This is a genomic window from Nonomuraea sp. NPDC049158 (assembly GCF_040648335.1).
Lineage (GTDB): Bacteria > Actinomycetota > Actinomycetes > Streptosporangiales > Streptosporangiaceae > Nonomuraea.
This window is the reverse complement of record NZ_JBEZDM010000057.1, coordinates 16,997-35,025: the sequence shown is the minus strand read 5'-3', so window position 1 is coordinate 35,025 and position 18,029 is coordinate 16,997. Positions and strand designations below refer to the sequence as shown.

16 protein-coding genes are annotated in these 18,029 nt (G+C 70.9%); 9 read left to right on the top strand and 7 right to left on the bottom strand.

All coding sequences use genetic code 11. The annotated features are described in order from the left end of the window. The first annotated feature begins 64 nt into the window (after positions 1-64). Complete coding sequence (locus tag AB0B61_RS53990) at positions 65-754, top strand: FadR/GntR family transcriptional regulator (protein ID WP_358449510.1); 690 nt, start codon at positions 65-67, stop codon at positions 752-754. Here the strand turns inward: AB0B61_RS53990 and AB0B61_RS53985 are convergent. Next, positions 747-1,589, bottom strand: coding sequence for an NAD(P)H-binding protein (locus tag AB0B61_RS53985; protein WP_358449508.1), 843 nt, complete (start codon positions 1,587-1,589; stop codon positions 747-749). The two genes, AB0B61_RS53990 and AB0B61_RS53985, sit on opposite strands and share 8 nt — an antisense overlap. 52 nt (positions 1,590-1,641) lie before the next feature. Between AB0B61_RS53985 and AB0B61_RS53980 the strand changes: the two genes are divergently transcribed. Further along, on the top strand, positions 1,642-2,403 hold the full coding sequence (locus tag AB0B61_RS53980) for a helix-turn-helix domain-containing protein (protein WP_358449506.1): 762 nt from the start codon (positions 1,642-1,644) through the stop codon (positions 2,401-2,403). Here AB0B61_RS53980 and AB0B61_RS53975 read toward each other — a convergent pair. After that, positions 2,392-3,717 (bottom strand): sulfatase, encoded by a 1,326-nt coding sequence (locus AB0B61_RS53975; protein WP_358449504.1) that lies wholly within the window; start codon positions 3,715-3,717, stop codon positions 2,392-2,394. The two genes, AB0B61_RS53980 and AB0B61_RS53975, sit on opposite strands and share 12 nt — an antisense overlap. A gap of 198 nt (positions 3,718-3,915) precedes the next feature. Between AB0B61_RS53975 and AB0B61_RS53970 the strand changes: the two genes are divergently transcribed. Then, positions 3,916-4,917 carry an LLM class F420-dependent oxidoreductase gene (locus AB0B61_RS53970; protein ID WP_358449502.1) on the top strand — a complete coding sequence of 334 codons (1,002 nt, stop codon included), beginning with the start codon at positions 3,916-3,918 and terminating at the stop codon, positions 4,915-4,917. A 169-nt stretch (positions 4,918-5,086) separates the two neighbouring features. Here AB0B61_RS53970 and AB0B61_RS53965 read toward each other — a convergent pair whose 3' ends face one another. Both AB0B61_RS53965 and AB0B61_RS53960 read right to left on the bottom strand, forming a co-directional pair. Continuing rightward, the gene (locus AB0B61_RS53965; RefSeq protein WP_358449500.1) at positions 5,087-7,024 is read right to left on the bottom strand and encodes an FtsX-like permease family protein; all 1,938 of its coding nucleotides are present in this window, start codon (positions 7,022-7,024) and stop codon (positions 5,087-5,089) included. Beyond that, the gene (locus AB0B61_RS53960; protein ID WP_358449498.1) at positions 7,021-7,698 is read right to left on the bottom strand and encodes an ABC transporter ATP-binding protein; all 678 of its coding nucleotides are present in this window, start codon (positions 7,696-7,698) and stop codon (positions 7,021-7,023) included. The genes AB0B61_RS53965 and AB0B61_RS53960 overlap by 4 nt, the downstream gene beginning before the upstream one ends. 134 nt (positions 7,699-7,832) lie before the next feature. Between AB0B61_RS53960 and AB0B61_RS53955 the strand changes: the two genes are divergently transcribed. Together AB0B61_RS53955 and AB0B61_RS53950 are read left to right on the top strand one after the other, a co-directional pair. Continuing rightward, positions 7,833-8,483 carry a response regulator transcription factor gene (locus tag AB0B61_RS53955; protein WP_358183259.1) on the top strand — a complete coding sequence of 217 codons (651 nt, stop codon included), beginning with the start codon at positions 7,833-7,835 and terminating at the stop codon, positions 8,481-8,483. 63 nt (positions 8,484-8,546) lie between these two features. After that, positions 8,547-9,275, top strand: coding sequence for a DUF4328 domain-containing protein (locus tag AB0B61_RS53950; RefSeq protein WP_358449496.1), 729 nt, complete (start codon positions 8,547-8,549; stop codon positions 9,273-9,275). A gap of 44 nt (positions 9,276-9,319) precedes the next feature. Here the strand turns inward: AB0B61_RS53950 and dnaE are convergent, their stop codons facing one another. From dnaE to AB0B61_RS53935, 3 genes are all read right to left on the bottom strand, one after another. Beyond that, positions 9,320-12,928, bottom strand: coding sequence for a DNA polymerase III subunit alpha (dnaE, locus tag AB0B61_RS53945; protein ID WP_358449539.1), 3,609 nt, complete (start codon positions 12,926-12,928; stop codon positions 9,320-9,322). Next, positions 12,928-13,194, bottom strand: coding sequence for a DUF6504 family protein (locus AB0B61_RS53940; RefSeq protein WP_225292491.1), 267 nt, complete (start codon positions 13,192-13,194; stop codon positions 12,928-12,930). Before AB0B61_RS53940 ends, dnaE begins: the two co-directional genes overlap by 1 nt. A 79-nt stretch (positions 13,195-13,273) precedes the next feature. Further along, positions 13,274-14,020 (bottom strand): GntR family transcriptional regulator, encoded by a 747-nt coding sequence (locus tag AB0B61_RS53935; protein ID WP_358449493.1) that lies wholly within the window; start codon positions 14,018-14,020, stop codon positions 13,274-13,276. A 223-nt stretch (positions 14,021-14,243) separates the two neighbouring features. Between AB0B61_RS53935 and AB0B61_RS53930 the strand changes: the two genes are divergently transcribed. Genes AB0B61_RS53930 through AB0B61_RS53915 form a run of 4 tightly spaced genes read left to right on the top strand, consistent with a single transcriptional unit; the run spans position 14,244 to position 18,011 of the window. Next, complete coding sequence (locus tag AB0B61_RS53930; RefSeq protein ID WP_358449491.1) at positions 14,244-15,284, top strand: ABC transporter substrate-binding protein; 1,041 nt, start codon at positions 14,244-14,246, stop codon at positions 15,282-15,284. Beyond that, positions 15,281-16,099: an ABC transporter permease gene (locus tag AB0B61_RS53925; RefSeq protein WP_358449489.1), complete on the top strand. Its 819-nt coding sequence runs from the start codon at positions 15,281-15,283 to the stop codon at positions 16,097-16,099. The genes AB0B61_RS53930 and AB0B61_RS53925 overlap by 4 nt, the downstream gene beginning before the upstream one ends. Next, positions 16,087-16,938 carry an ABC transporter permease subunit gene (locus AB0B61_RS53920; protein WP_358449487.1) on the top strand — a complete coding sequence of 284 codons (852 nt, stop codon included), beginning with the start codon at positions 16,087-16,089 and terminating at the stop codon, positions 16,936-16,938. Before AB0B61_RS53925 ends, AB0B61_RS53920 begins: the two co-directional genes overlap by 13 nt. Beyond that, positions 16,935-18,011 (top strand): ABC transporter ATP-binding protein, encoded by a 1,077-nt coding sequence (locus tag AB0B61_RS53915; protein WP_358449485.1) that lies wholly within the window; start codon positions 16,935-16,937, stop codon positions 18,009-18,011. The genes AB0B61_RS53920 and AB0B61_RS53915 overlap by 4 nt, the downstream gene beginning before the upstream one ends. Positions 18,012-18,029 lie beyond the last annotated feature (18 nt).

Sequence of the window (18,029 nt, the reverse complement as noted above, 5' to 3'; positions counted from 1 at the left end):
TTCCGATGTATGGTCTGACCACAGTATGGTCAGACCATATCGAAGCCGCACGAGGGGGACAATGGTGGCCGACTGGCAGCCCGTCCGGCGGACCCGTACGTTCGAGGACGTCATCGCACAGATCGAACGGCGCATCGCCGAGGACGGTCTCAAGGCGGGCGACCGGCTGCCCGCCGAGCGCAGCCTCGCCGAGCAGCTGGGGGTCAGCCGCTCGTCGGTGCGGGAGGCCATGCGCGTGCTGGAGACGCTCGGCGTGGTGTCGTCGCAGGTGGGGCGGGGGCCCGATGCCGGGGCGGTGCTGACCGCCCGCCCCGACACGGCGCTCACCGATCTGCTCCGGCTGCATCTGGGACTGGCCAGTCTGGAGCTGCGCGAGGTGATCGACACCCGGCTGATGATCGAACGCTGGGCGGCGGCCCGCGCGGCCTCGGCCGGCTCCGACACCTCCGGCCTCGCCACGGCCCTGGCGGGCATGGACGCGGCGACGTCGGCCGAGGAGTTCGTCGAGCACGACACCGCCTTCCACTGCGCGCTGGCCGACGCGTCGGGGAACCGGCTGATCGCGGCCATCATGCGGTCGCTGCGCGACTCGATGAGACGCTACGCGGTGGAGGCGGTGACGCGGCTCGGCGACACGTCGGTGCTGCGGGCCGACCACGAACGCATCCTCGCGGCGGTGCGGGCGGGCGATCCCGACGAGGCCGCGAACGCGGTCGCCGAGCACCTGGCCCACGCCTACCCCTCGCTCAGCTGAAGGCGTTTCGGTGATCCCGGACCCAGGACTCGTAGGAGGTGGCCGGGCGGCCCAGCACCAACTGGACGTCGTCCGAGAGATGCGGCCAGCCCACCTCCTTGAGCATGGTCCAGCCTGTGGCCGCGACCGCGACCAGGCTCGGATCGGCGCCTGAGGCGAGCATCTGCTCCTTGGCCGCCTCGATGGAGATCTCGACGGTCTCCAGCGGGCGACCGAGCACCTTGGCCAGGATCGACACCTGGGCGGGGACGCTGAGCAGATCCGGGCCCGTGAGGTCGTAGGTGCGCGAGTCGTGCGCGCTCGTCGTGAGGGCGGCCACCGCCACGGCCGCGACGTCGCGCGGGTCGATGATGGGCTGCACGCCGTCGCCGGTGAAGTTGGGGATCGGGCCGCCCGACCTGACGGCTTCCGCCCAGCCCAGCGAGTTGGAGGCGAAGCCGGCCGGGCGCAGCACGGTCCACGACATGCCGCTCGCCTTGATGGCCTCCTCGCCCGGCACGTGCCACGACCTGACATCGTCGGGGTCGTCGCTGTCGCCCGTGCCGATGGCCGAGAGCTTCACCACCTTTTTGACGCCCGCCGCCACGGCCGCCTCGATCATGGCCTGGTCGTGCTCCTTCAGCCGCCCGCCGAATCCGGTCAGCAGGAGGGCGGCCGACACGCCCTCGAACGCCCGCCGCAGCGATCGCGGGTCTTCGAAGTCGGCCTGGACGGCTTCGCCGCCGGGCGCGCGGGACAGGTCACGGGTCATCGTTCGTACGATCTCGCCGCGCTCGATGAGGAGGCGGGCGGTCTGGCTGCCTATGGTGCCCGTGGCACCGGTGATCAGGATCATGTCACCCAGGCTGACAGCGCACTTGGCGTCGGTTATAGGAAGAATCGGCACTATGGATGGAGCACTCCTGGGAACCCGGCGGATTCACGTCCGGGAGCCCGACACCACGCCGACGGTGGCCTTCCGCACGGTGGACGGGGCTGGGCGCCTGTATGTGCTGGGGCCGCGTACGCGGGCGTCGTACCTGGTGCCCAAGGACGTGCCGCACTGCGTCACGGTACGGCTGCGCCCGGGGACCGCCCGGCCGCTGCTCGGGGTGCCGCTGAGCGAGCTCGTGGACCAGATCGTCCCGCTCCGGGATCTTTGGGGGGTACGGGCGGACCGGCTGGCCGAGGAGCTGACCGGCATGGTGACGGGAAGTGACTGGGCCGAGCAGGTGATGGCGCGCCTGGAGGCGGCGTTCCGTGACCGGCTGGCCGCGCGGTCATCCGCCGACCTGGACCGCGCCGGTCTGGTGGGCGCCGCGGCGGCGCTGCTCTCCGCCGGGGCGGCGCTGGAGCATGGTGACCTGGTGGGCGTCGCGGCGGCGCCGCCGGTGGTCGCGGTGGCCAGGGAGCTGGGGGTGAGCGAGCGGCACCTGCGCAACCTGTTCACGGGCGGCGTCGGGGTTCCGCCCAAGCGGTTCGCCCGGATCAGCCGGGTCCGTGGCGTGCTGGCCAGGGTGTGTCGCGAAGAGGGCGCTTCGCTGGCCGCCGACGCGGGCTACTACGACCAGTCGCACATGACGGCGGAGTTCCGTGAGGTGATGGGCGTCCCCCCGAGCGCCTATCGGGCGGGCCGCCTGCCGGTCCCCGCCAGTTGCTCAGCCGGCTGAGTCGGCTTCCAGGCATTCGGCGCCCGAGCAGGCGTGCATCCTCGACAGCCGTTCCTGGAGCCCCAGCACCAGCCCGGGGTCCGCGAATCTGGCGAGGTTATGCAGTTCGTACGGATCTCGGGTGAGGTCGTACAGCTGTATCTCGCCGGTGACGTACCTCACGTAGGTATGCGTCTCCGTACGCAGTGCCTCATAGGAGGGCACCGGCGTCTGCGCGGCCGACGACCGGTTGGCCGGCCGGCTGAACTCGACCAGCACGTTCCGCCGCCATGGCGACGGCCGCTTGCCCTGCAACAGCGGCACCAGCGAGCGCCCTTCGGCGAACGGCGGCACCGCCGCCCCGCCGAGCGCGGCGAACGTGGGCGCCAGATCCACCGTCGCCGTCATCTCGTTGATCGTCGAGCCCGGCTCTATACCTGGCCCGCGCACCACCAGAGGGACGTGGATGGCCTCCTCGAACGGGGTCGTCTTGCCTTGAGGGAGGCGATGCGTCCCCAGGTGGAAGCCGTTGTCGGAGGTGAAGAAGATGTAGGTGTTGTCGAGCTTGCCGGAGTCGCGCAGGGTGGTGATCACCGAGTTGACGAGGTCGTCGACGCCGAGCATGGCCCGCAGCCTCCTGCGGTAGCGCTCGTCGACCTCGTCGATGACCGCCGGTGAGAGCGGCGGCCTCGATCGCAGCCACTCCGGCTCCTCCGACACGTCCGCCTGGTTGAACGACGGCGTGCGCGGCGCCTGCGACCAGGGGAACGCGTCCATGTTGCGGACGGCGGGATTGGCCGGGTTGTGCGGCGCGATGGGGGCGAGATAGAGGAAGAACGGCTCAGGGCCGGCGGTGATGAAGTCTCTGGCCTTGCCCGCCAGCACGTCGGACAGGTAGTCCTGCTCGCCCCAGCCGTAGTCGACCAGATTGCCGTTCTCGTTGAGGCGGTAGCCGTACTCCTGGTAGAGGTTGCGCACGGGCACGTCCCACTCGTGCCAGCCGGGCGGCACGTACGTCTGAGAGGCGGTGCCGCCCGGATAGTGGTTGAGGAACTTGCCCATCAGCGCCGTGCGGTAGCCGACCTGCTGCATCCAGGTGCCGATCGTGGACTGTTCCAGACCCAGGGTGTGGAAGCGGTCGAAGCCGCCTTCGGGCGCGGTGTTGGTCAGCACGCCATGACTGTGGACGTACTGGGAGCGCAGGATCGTCGTGCGCGACGGGCAGCACCAGGAGTTGGACACGAAGAACCGGTTGAACGAGGCGCCCTGCTGCACCAGCTGCTGATCTATCGCGGGAAAGTAGGAGAGCGTCCCGTACTCCAGGTCGTCCGCCATCACCATGACGATGTTCGGCCGGCTCGCCCCGGAGGCCTCCGCCGGACGAATCACGGGCAGGGCGCCTGCCGAAAGAATCAGCAGCGCGCAAGCGAGTCGACACAGAACGTTAACCACGAGGTTGATTTCCCCGGAAGATCATGCATTGACACCCGGCTCCGCTGCGGCCGTAATAGAACTAAATTCCGGAGGTGTCACATGAAGCTCGGCTTGCAGCTCGGCTACTGGCAGCGCAACGCGGACGACGCGACCGAAACTGTCCTGACGGCCGAGCGGCTCGGCTATGACTCGATATGGACCGCCGAGGCGTACGGCAGCGATGTCTTCACCCCGCTGGCCTGGTACGGCGCGCGGACCTCGCGCATCAAGCTCGGCACGTCGATCGCCCAGATGTCGGCCAGGCCGCCCGTCACCACGGCGATGACCGCGATGACACTCGACCATCTCACGGGCGGGCGGCTGCTGCTCGGCATCGGCGCCTCGGGACCCCAGGTGGTCGAGGGCTGGTACGGCCAGCCGTTCGCCAAGCCGCTGACCAGGACCCGCGAGTACATCGACATCATGCGCCAGGTCTGGCGCCGCGAGGAGCCGGTGACCAGCGACGGACCGCACTACCCGCTCCCCCTGGCGGACGGGCTGGGCAAGCCGCTCAAGCTCATCACCCACCCGCTGCGGCCCGACATCCCCCTCTACCTCGGGGCGGAAGGGCCCAAGAACGTGGCCCTGGCCGCCGAACTCGGCCAGGGCTGGCTGCCGCTGTTCGCCTTCCCGTCCAAGATCGAGGAGATGTACGGCGAGGCGCTGTCGGGCGCAGCCCCGGGCTTCGACGTGGCGGCCATGGTCATGGTGGTGATCTCCGATGATGTACGGGCCGCGCTCGACGGCGTGAAGATGATGCTCACCCTGTACATCGGCGGCATGGGCGCCAAGCACCGCAACTTCCACGCCGACATCATCGGCCGGATGGGATTCGCCGAGGCCGCCGAGCGCATCCAGGCGCTGTACCTGGCCGGGAAGAAGGATGAGGCGTTCCAGGCGATCCCGGACGAGCTGGCCGACGGCATCTCGCTCGTCGGGCCGCCCGGGCGGATCAAGGAACGCCTCGAACTCTGGCGCCAGAGCCCGGTCACCAGCCTGCTGGTGATGGGGCCGCGGGACGAGCGGTCACTGACGATCATCCGCGACCTCGTTCTGAACTGACGAACTGTTGCGGTGACCACCGGCCGTCTCGGTTCCGGTGACGGTCTGTCGTGGCTGGGGTCCCTCGGTGGGATACCCCCTCCGGGGGGAGCGGAAGAAGGCGGTCCGTTGTGGCTGGGGTCCTTTGGAGGAGGCCCCTCCGGGGAGCGGAAGGGCGGCGAGCGTCGCGCTAGTCGGGGCGGGGGGCCGGGTCGGTGGTGACCGAGTTGAGTAGCGGTCTGCTCAGCGCCCCGGCCCCGATCACCCCGGCGAAGCCGAGTCCGACGCAGAGCAGCAGCGTGACCACCCCGGTCGAGTTCACCGCGCCGATCATGAAGGGCGTCGCGCAGAACGCGCCGATCAGGATCGCGCCGCCGCCCATCACCGTGAGCGGGATGAGCGTCTCGGCCCTGCGTGCCTTGTCGAGCACCTCCAGCGGCGTGCCCGCCAGGCGTAGCAGCCCGTACGTCTGGCGCCGGTCGAGGATCGACGACGCGGCCGTGATCCCGGCGCTGGCGATGGCGACCAGGAACGACACCGACAGCACGACCACCGTGCCCGCGCGGATGTCGGCCAGGATCTGGACGCCGAAGTGCCCGTCGTCGGCGTCCGTGGTGGGCGTGTGCCCGGGAACCAGCCCGGCCAGCGCCGTACGGGCCCGGTCGATGGTCGCGGCGTCGGCCGAGGTGCCGAGTGCGACGGCGACGACCTTCTTCACCGGCTGCACCGTGGCCGTGATCCCCGCCTCCTTCAGCCGGGCACGCGCCCGCTCGGCCACGGCGGCCGTCTGATCCGCCGGAACGGCGATCCGAAGCTGTCCCGTGACGGCGGTGCTGTTGAAGACGCCCGGACTGAGCAGGCAGAGGAACCCGGCGACGAAGCCGGTCATGGCCACACCGCTCACCGTGCGCCAGGCGGAGCGCGGATCGTCCACCAGTCGCCGGCCCGCCAGCAGCCGGGCGGGCCGGTTCGCGCGCCTGGCCGTGACGCGTCCGATGATGCCGACCACCCACGGGCCGACCAGGTTGACGCAGAGGAAGGCCAGGCCGATCACCACCGCGATGGGACCCACGGCGTTGCCCCGGCTCAGCAGCGGAACGGCGGCGAGCACCACGAGCAGGGCGACGACCCTGACGAAGCGCATGGCGGGAGGTGTCTCCCGCTTGGCCACCCCGAGCGGGCTGACCACGACCCGCCGCAGCCCCACCACGGCCGAGAGCCCCACCAGCAGCGGGACCGCGACCAGCAGCCCGCCCAGGACCAGCGGGCTCGGCCACAGGTCGGAGACGAACCACGGCCCACCGCCGATCTGGATCCCGGCCAGCAGCGGCGCCGCCAGGGCGTAGGCGAGCGTGCCCGTGACCGCCCCCGCGAAGGCCACGATCATCGCCTCGGCCACGGTCATCCCGACCACCTGGCCGGGCGTGGCGCCAACGAGCCTGAGCGTGGCCAGGCGCTGGTCCCTCCTGGCCACGGTGAGCCGGGCCGCCGCGCCCCCGAACACGAGCAGCGGCACGACCATCAGCACCCCGGCGATGAGCGCCAGCACCTGGTAGGCCTCGGCGTCCTCCGTCGGCTCCCCCGCCAGGCTCGCCACCTTCACCGGGGGTTTGCCGATGATCCAGTCGTCGCTCCGCTGCGCGGTCAGCTCGGGCGCGTCCGGCTTGTGGCCGACGACCGCGACCAGCTCGCCCGGATAGAGCAGCGCCTCCTCTCCGAGCACGCCCTTGGTGCCCGGGAAGCGGGCGGCGAGCTGGTCCGCGGGTAGCTGCTCGGCCAGCTCTTTCAGCGCCGGGGAGAGCCAGACCTCGCCGGGCGCGGGGAAGCGGGCCAGGCCGGGCGGCGGCGCGGGGGCCTCCGCGCCGAGCGCCGCCAGGTCGACGACGGTGATGTCCTTGTCGCGGACGAAGTCATGACGGGACGCCTCGATCGCCACGGCCTTGCCCGTGGTCGCGACCGGGTTCCGCCAGGCGCTCCGGTCGGCTCGGGCCTCGAAGGCGTAGTTGGCGGCCACCGCGAACAGCAGCAGCGCCATGGAGACGGCCACGGCCCCCAGGGTCAGCCAGGTGCCCAGCAGGCCCTTGCGCCCGCCGCCCTTGAGCAGCCGCCAGGTCAGGTCCAGGTTCACGCGCGTACCCCGCCCGCGAGCAGGTGGCCGTCGCGGACCTCGACCGTGCGGTCGCACCAGCCGGCCACGTTGGGGTCGTGGGTCACCACGATCAGGCAGGCGCCGTTGTGCTTGGTCGCCTCGACCAGCAGCCGCATCGTCTCCTGGCCGGTCGTCTGGTCGAGCGCGCCGGTCGGCTCGTCGGCGAAGACCACCGCGGGCTTGGTGACCAGCGCCCTGGCGATGGCGACGCGCTGCGCCTGGCCGCCCGACAGCTCGCCGGGCCGCCGGGTCTCCATGCCGTGCAGGCCCAGGGGTCCGAACCAGTCACGGGCCTGCCGTACGGCCTGCGCCCTCGGTACGTCGCCGAGCATGAGCGGCAGGGCCACGTTCTCCTCGGCGGGCAGCTCGGGCAGGAGCTGGCCGAACTGGAAGACGAAGCCGAAGCGGGTACGGCGCAGCGCGCTGCGGCCCCGCTCTCGCATGTTGTCGATGCGCTGGCCGAGCAGGTGTACCTCGCCGGAGTCGGGCTTCATGATGCCGGCCAGGCAGTGCAGCAGGGTTGATTTGCCGGAGCCGCTCGGGCCCATGATCGCCACGGCCTCTCCGGCCAGGACCGCGAGGTCCACTCCGCCCAGGGCCACCGTCTGCCCGAACCGCTTGGCCAGGGCTCGTCCAACAAGCACGTCGTTCATGGTGTCGAGCCTCCCGCCGGGGAGGGCTCCGGCGGATCAGCCGGACGTCCGGTTCCCCATCGGCCGAACGGCTGATCCTAGGGTGGAGGGTTGATCCCAGAGTTGGCGGCGTCGGCTGATCCTAGAGTTGTGGCGTGACTATTCGCGTGCTCATCGCCGACGATCAACAGCTTGTACGTACCGGATTCCAGATGATTCTGGATGCGCAACCGGACATGGAGGTCGTGGCGGCGGTCGCCGACGGCGCGGAGGCGGTGTCCGAGGCCCGGCGGCTCAGGCCGGACGTCTGCCTGCTCGACATCCGGATGCCCAAGCTGGACGGCATCGAGGTGACCCGCGCCCTGGCCGGTCCCGGCGTCGAGAACCCCATGCGCGTCGTCATCGTCACCACTTTCGACCTGGACGAGTACGTCTACGGCGCGCTGCGGGCGGGCGCCCTCGGCTTCCTGCTCAAGGACAGCGGGCCGACCCTGCTGATCGAGGCGGTCAAGGCGGCGGCGAGCGGCGACTCGCTGGTGTCGCCTTCGGTGACGGTACGCCTGCTGCAGCACCTGGCCCAGCCCAAGGTCCGCGTCCCCGTCCCGCTGAACGACCCGCTGACCGACCGCGAGCTGGACGTCGTACGCCTGGTGGCGCGGGGCCGGACGAACCAGGAAGTGGCCGGCGAGCTGTTTGTCTCACTTTCGACGGTAAAGACCCATCTTGGGAGCATCCAACGGAAGCTCCGCGTCCGTAATCGGGTGGGAATCGCTGCTTGGGCGTGGGAATCCGGTGTCGTCGGCTGATTAATGGCCTCAGCTGATTAACAAGGAGCCTGGCGGGATAGAAGTGAAGCAGAACCTCAGCGCATGGCCCGGGGGGAGAACAACGTGCGCTACGCCCAGGCACCGCCCACTAGGGCCGCTTCTGTCGTCTACGTGACCCTTGCCGCACAGGTCCTCTCCCTGGGCGCTCTCGTGATCTTCGAACAGAGCCGCGGCCACCGCCTCGCCACCCAGCTCGCGGCGTTCGGCGGCCGGCCGCACGGCGCCGACGCCCAGGCGGTGGTCGGGGCCGTGACGGTGTTCGCCGTGCTGATGATGCTGGTCGCGGGCACGGCGATCGCCGCCGCCGCGGCCTACGTCACCTGGCTCGTCCGGGCCCGGCAGGCCAACGACCGCTCGGCCCCCACGGGCCCGGTGGCCGCCGCCTGGCTGATCCCCGGCGTCAACCTGATCGCGCCGCCGCTCCTGCTGGACCAGGTGTGGCGCGGCACCGGCCCGCCCGGCGACCGGCGGCCCCGCTGGCTCGCCCTGCTGGCCGCCTGGTGGCTGACCTGGCTCGCCATGCTGGCCCTGGTGACGATCCGCCTCCCGCTCGGCTCCTCGTCGGGCGACCTGACGGGCATCGGTCTTCCGGAGCTCGCCTGCGCGACGGTGTCCGCCCTGCTGTGCGCGGCCACGGTCCGCGACATCACCCGCATCCAGTGCTCCACGTCCAGCGCCAGGGGCCGGGGCCGCCTCCGCAACGCGGGCACGGTCACCCGGCTCACCCCGCCGGCCCCCGAATCCGCCACCCCGCTCGAACAGACGGGTTGACGGTCACCGCCGGAGTCACGCCGCCAAGGTCGCCATAGCTGGAGTCACGCCGCACTAGGACCCGAACTTCCCTGGCTGGCGTGCCAGAGGCGGCGGGTGGGCGGCGCGACCACCGGCCCCAGGTCCGCGTACGGGGACAGGCGGAAGCCGTTGGCGTACTCGATGCGGCGCCCGCCGACCCCGGCCGCATCCTCGGGAGCCTGGTCGAGCAGCGCTCTGACCGCCTCGATCCCGCTCGATCGCCACAAGGCGTCGAGGTCGACCAGGTTCCAGCAGTCCACCGCGCGCATCGAGATCGCCCGCGTCCCCGTACGGCGGACCACGCCCCGCGCCACCATCAGCCACGACCCGAACACCGTCGCCGCGCACCGCCCCTGCACCGACTCGAAGAACGTCAGGTCGATCGGCCCCGTCGAGTCGTCCAGCGTGGTGAAGATGACGCGCTGCCCCGAGCGTACGGCGGGCGTCTGGGTGGCCACCTTGACCCCGGCGACCAGCACCTCGGCCCCGTTGCGCTGGGTCAGCAGGTCCTTGGAGCGCACCACCCCGATCGCGTCGAGCAGCTCGTCGTGGAAGCTGATGACGTGGCGGCTGATGTCGATGCCCAGGATCTCCAGTTCGGCCTCCACCATCTCGCTCTCGGTCATCTCGGGCAGTTCGCCGGGCGCGATGTGCTCGGCGAAGCCCAGCGGAAGCTGCACCGCCGCCTCCTCGGGCTGGGCGGCAAGACGAGCGGCGGGTGGGGTGTAGCGCTTGGACTTCGTGGCGGACGACTTGACGCCCGACGTGGAGGCCCGTTCGAGGACGCCGACCTGGGCGATCAGGTCGCGGCGGGTCAGCCGCCCCGGCTGCCAGCGCGCCCCGCCCGGATGCAGGTCGTGCAGGTCGTCGAGGCCGCCCACCTGGACGATCCGCTCGATGACGGGTCGCGACGGGCGGGCGCGGTCCCAGAAGTCGGCGAGCGACGTGTACGGCTGGCCGGCCACCATGCGCCCCACCTCCGCCTCGCTCACCCCCTTGATCGCGGAGAACGGCACCCGCAGCGCGTAGCCCTTCCCGATCTCCCCGATCCGGAAGTCGCCCGGCTCGATCCTGAGCCGCACCCGTGGGCCGAGGCGTTCCACCCGCCAGTCCTTGCCGGACCTGTTCACGTCGAGCGGCAGGATCTCCACCCCGCACTGCCGCGCCTCGTCGATGATCACGCGTTGCGGGTACATGCCGGGCTCATGCGTGAGCACCCCGGCGAAGAACGCGGCCGCGTGGTGCCGCTTGAGCCAGGCCGACTGGTAGGTGGGCAGCGCGAACGCCGCCGCGTGCGCCTTGCAGAACCCGAACGCCCCGAACGCGTCGAGCACCTTCCACGCCTTGTCCACGGCCGCGTCGCCGAACCCGTTGGACTTGGCCAGCGGCACGAAGTGCTTGCGCACCCGCTCGCGCCCCTCCGGCGAGGCCAGCGTGCGCCGCAGCGACTCGGCGAAGGACAAGTCGCGGCCCGTCATCACCTCGATGATCTTGAGCACCTGCTCGTGGAAGACCACCACGCCGTGCGTCTCCTTCAGCGCGCCGCGCAGCCGCTCGTGCGGATAGTGCGGCTTGCGCCACCCATGTCGGGCCTCCAGGTAGGGCGTGACCATGTCGGAGTTCACCGGCCCCGGCCGGAACAGCGAGATGTCCACGATCAGGTCGTGCATCTTGCGCGGCTCCAGCTTGGCGACCAGCTCGCGCTGGCCGGGCGACTCGATCTGGAAGCAGCCGAGCGTACGGCTGGCGCAGATCATGTCGTAGGTGGCCTGGTCGTCGTGGGGCACGTACTCGACGCCGGGCTCCGATCCGTGCTGCGTGTCGAGCTCGACCACGACGTCGTCCACCCGCTGGATCTCGCTCAGCGTGTAGGCCATCGCCGACTGCATCCGTACGCCGAGCACGTCGAGCTTGAGCAGCCCGGCCTCCTCCACGTCGTCCTTGTCGAACTGCGACATCGGGAACTCCAGCAGGCTCCGCTCCACCGGCGTCCTGTCACGCAGCCCCGCGTTGCCGATGAGCACCCCGCACGGATGCAGCGCGATGTGCCTGGGCAGCCCGTCGAGCCGCTCCGCCAGCCGGAACACCCGCTCCAGCCCGGCCTCGCCGAGCCGGCTGTCGCGCAGCTCGGGCAGGTCGTTCAGCGACGCGGTGATCTGCTTGGCCCTGATGTGCGGAAACGCCTTGGCGATCGCGTCGATCTCGTACGGCGGCAGCCCCATGGCCCCCGCCACGTCCCGGATCGCGCTGCGCGCCCGGTAGGTCTCCATCATCGAGACGCAGGCCACCCGCGACTCGCCGTACCTGTCGAAGATGGCCTTGTAGCAGTCGAGCCGGCGCGCGGACTCCACGTCCACGTCGATGTCGGGCAGCCCGATGCGGCCGTCGGACAGGAAGCGTTCCATGAGCAGGCCGTGTTCGAGCGGGTTCACCTCGCCGATGCCGATGAGGTAGTTGACCAGGCTGCCCGCTCCCGAGCCGCGGATCGCGCAGCGGATGCCCATGCCACGGATCATGTCGGTGATGCCAGCCACGGCTATGAAATATCCGGACAGACGTTTCCGCTCGATGACGTCCATCTCGGCCCGCAGGCGGTCCCTGGCGTCGCCGGAGCGGTCCAGCCCGCGCGAGCTCAGCCCGTCCTCGACGCGGTGGCGCAGCAGCGGCACCGGGTCGCGGCCGACCTCGGGCAGGTGCAGGTTCGGCGGGTCGTGCTTCAGCGCGAGCAGGTCGACCGGGTCGATCGCGCACGCCTCGGCCAGCGTCCGGGTGGCGTGCAGGAGGCGGCCGATCCGGTCGGGGTCGGCCCCGCAGATCTTGGCCGCCACCTGCCACATCTCCTTGGTGCCCTTGAGGTAGGCGTGCGAGGTGGTGCGCTCCAGGTGGCGCGGGTGCAGCGGGACGAGCTGCCGCGCCGCGTCGAGCACGTCGCCCACCTGGTGGTCGGCGGGGTCCAGGTATCTGACGGCATTGGTCAGCACGGCCGGCACGCCCCGGGACTCGGCCAGGGCGAGCATCCGGACGGCGGTGGTGGCGTCGCGGAAGCCGTACTGGTCGACCAGCTCGATCACCACGCCCGGCACGGTGGCCAGCCACAGGTCGAGCAGCGCCCTGGCGTGCTCGTCACGCTGCTCGGCCACGGCGCGACCCACATCGGAACGCGGCCCGAGCAGCACCGTCAGCCCGCCCCCGGCCATGGAGGCGATCAGGTCGCGCGTCACCTCGGGCGCGCCGCGCTCGCCCGCGTAGTGGGCGGCCGTGACCAGGCGCACCAACGAGGACCAGCCGCCCGCCCTGGCCAGCACCGTGACCCGGTCCTGAGCTCCCGGCCCGGTCCTGGCCCGCCCCCGGCCGCCCGGCTCGGCGCCGGACCGCCCCCAACCGTCCGGCCCGGTTCTCGGATGTGCCGCGGAACCCGCCAGCGCGAAGTTGACCCCGAACACCGAGGCGATCCGGGCCTCCGCGCACGCCTGGGCGTGCTTGATCGCGCCATAGAGACCGTCGCGGTCGGTCAGCGCGAGGATGTCCATCCCGTCCTCGGACGCCCTGCGCACCAGCGCTCGCGGAAAGGCGGTGCCGTAGCGCATCGAGTAGGCGGAGCTCACGTTCAGGTGAGGGAACGGCGGCGCCATCAGTCCCACGCCCGCAGGAGCAGCCACCCGCCACTGGCGGTGTCGAACCGCAACTCGTAGGACCCGACCTCGCGCCCCGGGCTGGCCTCCACCCGCCAGAACTGCCGCTCACCGGGATCGTTCTCGTCGATCTTCCACCACTCGCGGGCCACCACCCACTGGTCGAGGACCCGGCGGACGAGATAGAGGCGATCGCGCCAGACGAACTGGGTCGGCTGCCCGTCCCGGGTCCACACCTCTATCGGATCGCCATAGAGTCTGCTCAAGACGCTTCTCCCCGCGGCTCTGGTGCCTATTCTGAGCCACCCGGGGGAAGGCGGGCGCTTATGTCTCGAACATATGTTCTTACGCCCCGAAACGCAAGTCGCCGGCCTGCCGCACCAGAGGGTTGGCGTCGATCGAGTTGCGGATGCTGAAGACCACGCTGCCCGCCCGGTAGCGGTCGTCCGACCACTCCACCGGCCGGCCCTCGTGCGTGGTGGTGATGCGGCGCTGGCGAAGCAGCGGGCTGCCGCGCCGTACGCCCAGCAGACCGGCGTCCTGGACGCCCGCGGAGACGGCGTCGATGAGGTGCTCGCCGTAGGCGAAGACCAGCCCGATCGAGTCGTAGAGCGCCTCGGTGACCGACTCGCAGCCGGGCGCGAGCCCTTCGACGGCGGCGGCCACCCATCCCGCGTACACCGTCCGCTCGACCAGGACGGGCTCGCCCTCCAGTGTGCGCAGCCGGAGCACGTCGAGCACCTCCTCGGTGCCGAGCCTGGCGGCCTCGGCGGGGCCGGCCGCCCGGCGCCTCTGGGCGATCACCTGGCCGCCGTAGCGGTAGCCGTTGGCGCGCGCCCACTGCGCGAAGCTGTGCAGCTCGGCGAAGCTCTGGCTGCGTACCTTGCCCAGCACGATGCGCCTGGCCCCCTGCCGGGAGCCGACGATCCCCTCGGCGACCAGCACCGCGACCGCCTGGCGTACGGTGCCGCGGGCGGCGTGGTAGCGCGCGGCCAGCTCCGCCTCCGTGGGCAGCTGCGAGCCGATCGGATGTACGCCGGTGAGTATGTCGTCCCGCAGCTCATCGGCGATCCGTTCATAACGCGCAACCATCCGCGACCCTTCGCATTCATGAAAGAGCAATCTTCATGGGACTTACTTGTGCTGGCTTGTTTGTACAAGTTCCCATAAATTCTTCCCAACACCCCCTCAGAGTGGAGGCGACGTGTTCACACCCCGCGCCCGTGTGGCAGGCGTCATAGCAGCTCTTACCGTAGCCACGGCGGCGTGTGGCGCCGCCCCTGGCACACAGGAGACCAAGGCGTCAGAGGGCGGGGTGAACGCGAAGACCGCCACCTCCGCCGCAGATTTCGGCGGCCTGGACAAACTCGTCGAGGCGGCGAAGAAGGAGGGCAACCTCCACGTCATCGCGCTGCCGCCCGACTGGGCCAACTACGGCGAGATCATCAAGGGGTTCACCGCCAAGTACGGGATCAAGATCGAGAGCGAGGACCCCGACGCGGCCAGCGCCGACGAGATCACCGCGGTGAAGACCCGCAAGGGCCAGGACCGCGCGCCCGACGTGCTCGACCTCGGCCAGTCGTTCGCGATCAGCGGCGCCAAGGAGGGCCTGTTCGCGCCCTACAAGGTGCAGGCGTTCGACAAGATCCCCGAAGGGCAGAAGGAGCCGACCGGGCTCTGGACCAACGACTACGGCGGCTACGTGTCGATCGGCTGCGACGCCAAGAAGATCAGCGCCTGCCCGACGAGCTTCGCCGACCTGCTCAAGCCCGAGTACAAGGGCAAGGTCGCGATGAACGGCAACCCGACCAAGTCCGGCTCGGCCTTCGCCGGCGTCTACGCCGCCTCGATCGCCAACGGCGGCTCCTTCGACGACATCCAGCCGGGCCTGGAGTTCTTCAAGAAGCTGAAGGCGGCCGGCAATTACAACCCGGTCGAGACCACCCCGGCGACGATCGAGAAGGGCGAGACCCAGATCAGCATCGACTGGGACTACAACAACGCCGCCTACGCGCCCGAGATGTCCGCCAAGGGCCTCGACTGGAAGGTGAACGTCCCCTCGGACGGCAAGTACTTCCAGATGTACGCCCAGGCCGTCAACAAGGACGCGCCCCACCCGGCCGCCGCCCGCCTCTGGCAGGAATACCTCTACAGCGCCGAGGGCCAGAACCTCTACCTCAAGGGCTTCGCCAGGCCGGTGCTCCTGCCGTCCATGACCACCGACGGCTCGGTCGACAAGGCCGCCGCCGACGCGCTGCCCAAGGTCGAGGGCACGCCCACGTTCCCCACCCCCGAGCAGGTGGACGCGGCCAAGGCCAAGCTGGCCGGCGGCTGGGACGCCGCTGTCTCGGGATGACCCGCGCCAAGGGGTGGCTCGGCGCGCTGCCCCTGCTGGTCTTCTTCGCGCTGGTCTTCGGCATCCCCGCCATCGCGCTGGTGGCGGGGGCGTTCACCGCGAACGGCCGGCCGAGCCTGGCCAACCTGGGCCAGAGCCTCCAGGGCGGCTACCTCACCGCGATGGCGGGCAGTGTCCAGCTCTCGGCCGTGGTGGCGCTGGCCGGGGCCGTGCTCGGCACGTTCCTCGCCCAGGCCGTGGTGACCTCCCGGTTCGCCCTGCTGCGCGAGGCGGTGCTGACGGCCTCCGGTGTGCTGGCCAACTTCGGCGGCGTGCCGCTGGCCTTCTTCTGGATCGCCACGCTCGGCAACTCCGGCGTGATCAGCGGGCTGCTCGGGCTGCCGTCCGGCGCGCTGTACACCTTCTGGGGACTGGTGATCGTCTATCTGTACTTCTCGATCCCGCTGATGGTGCTGGTCATGGCGCCCGCGCTGGACGGGCTGCGGCCGCAGTGGCGCGAGGCGGCGGCCAACAACGGCGCGACGGCCTGGCAGTTCTGGCGCTTCGTCGGGCTGCCGGTGCTCACCCCGGCCATGCTCGGCGGGGTGGTGCTGCTGTTCGGCAGCGCGTTCGCGGCCTTCGCGACGGCCAACGCCATGGTCGGGACCGTGGTGCCGCTGGTGACCCTGAAGATCGCCAGCGCGCTCACGGGTGACGTGCTGATCGGCTACGAGAACATCGCGCTCGCGCTCAGCCTCGACATGATCGTGGTGGCCGGGCTGATCATGGCCATCTACCTGCCGTTGCAGAAGAGGAGCACCCGATGGCTGCGCTGACCGGACTGGAGCCGGTGACCGCTGCGCCGCGCGCGCCGTCCCGGCCCCGGTTGTGGCGCGGGGCGGTGTTCCTGCTGGCCGCCGCGTACTTCCTGATCCCCCTCGGGGCCTCGCTCTGGTACACGATCTACACGCCCACGGCCGGGGTGTCGTTCGCGGCCTACGGGGAGCTGCTGACGGCCGAGGGCTTCGGGTCGTCGCTGCTGCTGTCCATGTCGCTGGGCGTCGCGACGATCGTGCTGGCCCTGCTGCTCACCCTGCCGGCGATGCTGGCCGTACGGCTCAGCGCGCCGCGGCTGCGTCCCGTGATGGAGGTGCTCTGCACGCTGCCGCTGGTGGTGCCGCCGATCACGTTCGTGGCCGGGCTGACCACGTCGCTGCGTACCGGCACGGACGTGCTCGCTCCGACGCCGTTCTGGGCCACGCTGATCGCGGTGCAGAACCCGGCGTTCCCCGTCGTGCTCGTGCTCGCGTACGTGGTGCTGGTGCTGCCGTTCGTCTACCGCTCGCTCGACGCCGGGCTGCGCACCATGGACGTGCGCACGCTCGTCGAGGCGGCCCGCAATCTGGGCGCGTCGTGGCCGCACGTGCTGTTCCGGGTGATCATCCCGAACCTGCGTTCGGCCCTGGCCAGCGCGTCGTTCCTGACGCTCGCCCTGGTATTGGGCGAGTTCACCGTGGCCAGGCTGCTGGGCTACCAGCCGTTCGCGGTGTGGATCGTGACGATCTCCGGGTCCAAGGGCCAGCTGTCGGTCGCGGTGTCCATCCTCAGCCTGCTGCTCATCTGGCTGCTACTGCTCGCGGTATCCACCGCGTTCTCCGGAAAGGAGCGGAAATGACGGCTCAGGTGGAGTTCCGGGGGCTGCGGCGGGTGTTCGGCAAGACGGTGGCGCTGGACGGCTTCGACCTGACGATCGCGCCGGGCGAGTTCGTCGCGCTGCTGGGGCCCTCCGGCTGCGGCAAGACGACGGCGCTGCGGTGCGTGGCCGGGTTCGAACGGCCCGACTCCGGCGCCGTGCTCGTCGACGGCGAGGACATCACCGACGTGCCCGCCAACAAGCGCGACGCGGGCATGGTCTTCCAGTCCTACTCCCTCTTCCCCAACCTCAACGCCCGCGACAACGTCGCCTTCGGCCTGCGCGTACGCAAGGTGCCCGTGGCCACCAGGCGCACCAAGGCGGACGAACTCCTCGAACTCGTCGGCCTCCCCGCCCACGCCGACCGCTTCCCGCACCAGCTCTCCGGCGGCCAGCAGCAGCGCGTCGCCCTGGCCCGCGCGCTGGCGCTGGAGCCGCGGGTGCTGCTGCTCGACGAGCCGCTGTCGGCACTCGACGCCAAGGTACGGGTCTCGCTGCGCGAGGAGATCCGCCGCCTCCAGCTCGACCTCGGCATCACCACCATCTTCGTCACCCACGACCAGGAGGAGGCGCTGTCGATCGCCGACCGGGTCGCGGTCCTGCGCGACGGCCGCCTGGAACAGTGCGGGCCGCCCGCCGAGGTCTACGACCGCCCGGCCACCCCGTTCGTGGCCGAGTTCGTCGGCACCATGAACCACCTGGCCGGCCACGTCTCGGGCGACCAGGTGACGGTGCTGGGCCAGCTGCTGCCGGTGGACGGCGAGCCCCCCGGCACCCTGGAGGTGGACGTACTGATCCGCCCCGAGGCCGTACGGGTGACCCCCGATCCGGAGGGCAAGGCGGAGATCCTCGCCGCCTCCTTCCGCGGCGCCTCGGTCCGGCTCCGGGTGGCGCTGTCGGGGGGTGAGGTGCTGGCCGACGTACCGGGCCACGAGGCGCTGAGCCTGGCACCCGGCACCCGGGTGACGGTCCGCCTGGTGGAGCGCCCCGTACTGGTGGCCGAACGAACGGTCACGGTCCCCTCCCCCGCCTCGGAACCGGCCGATGCCGTCTGAGCCGCCGTCACCGGAGGC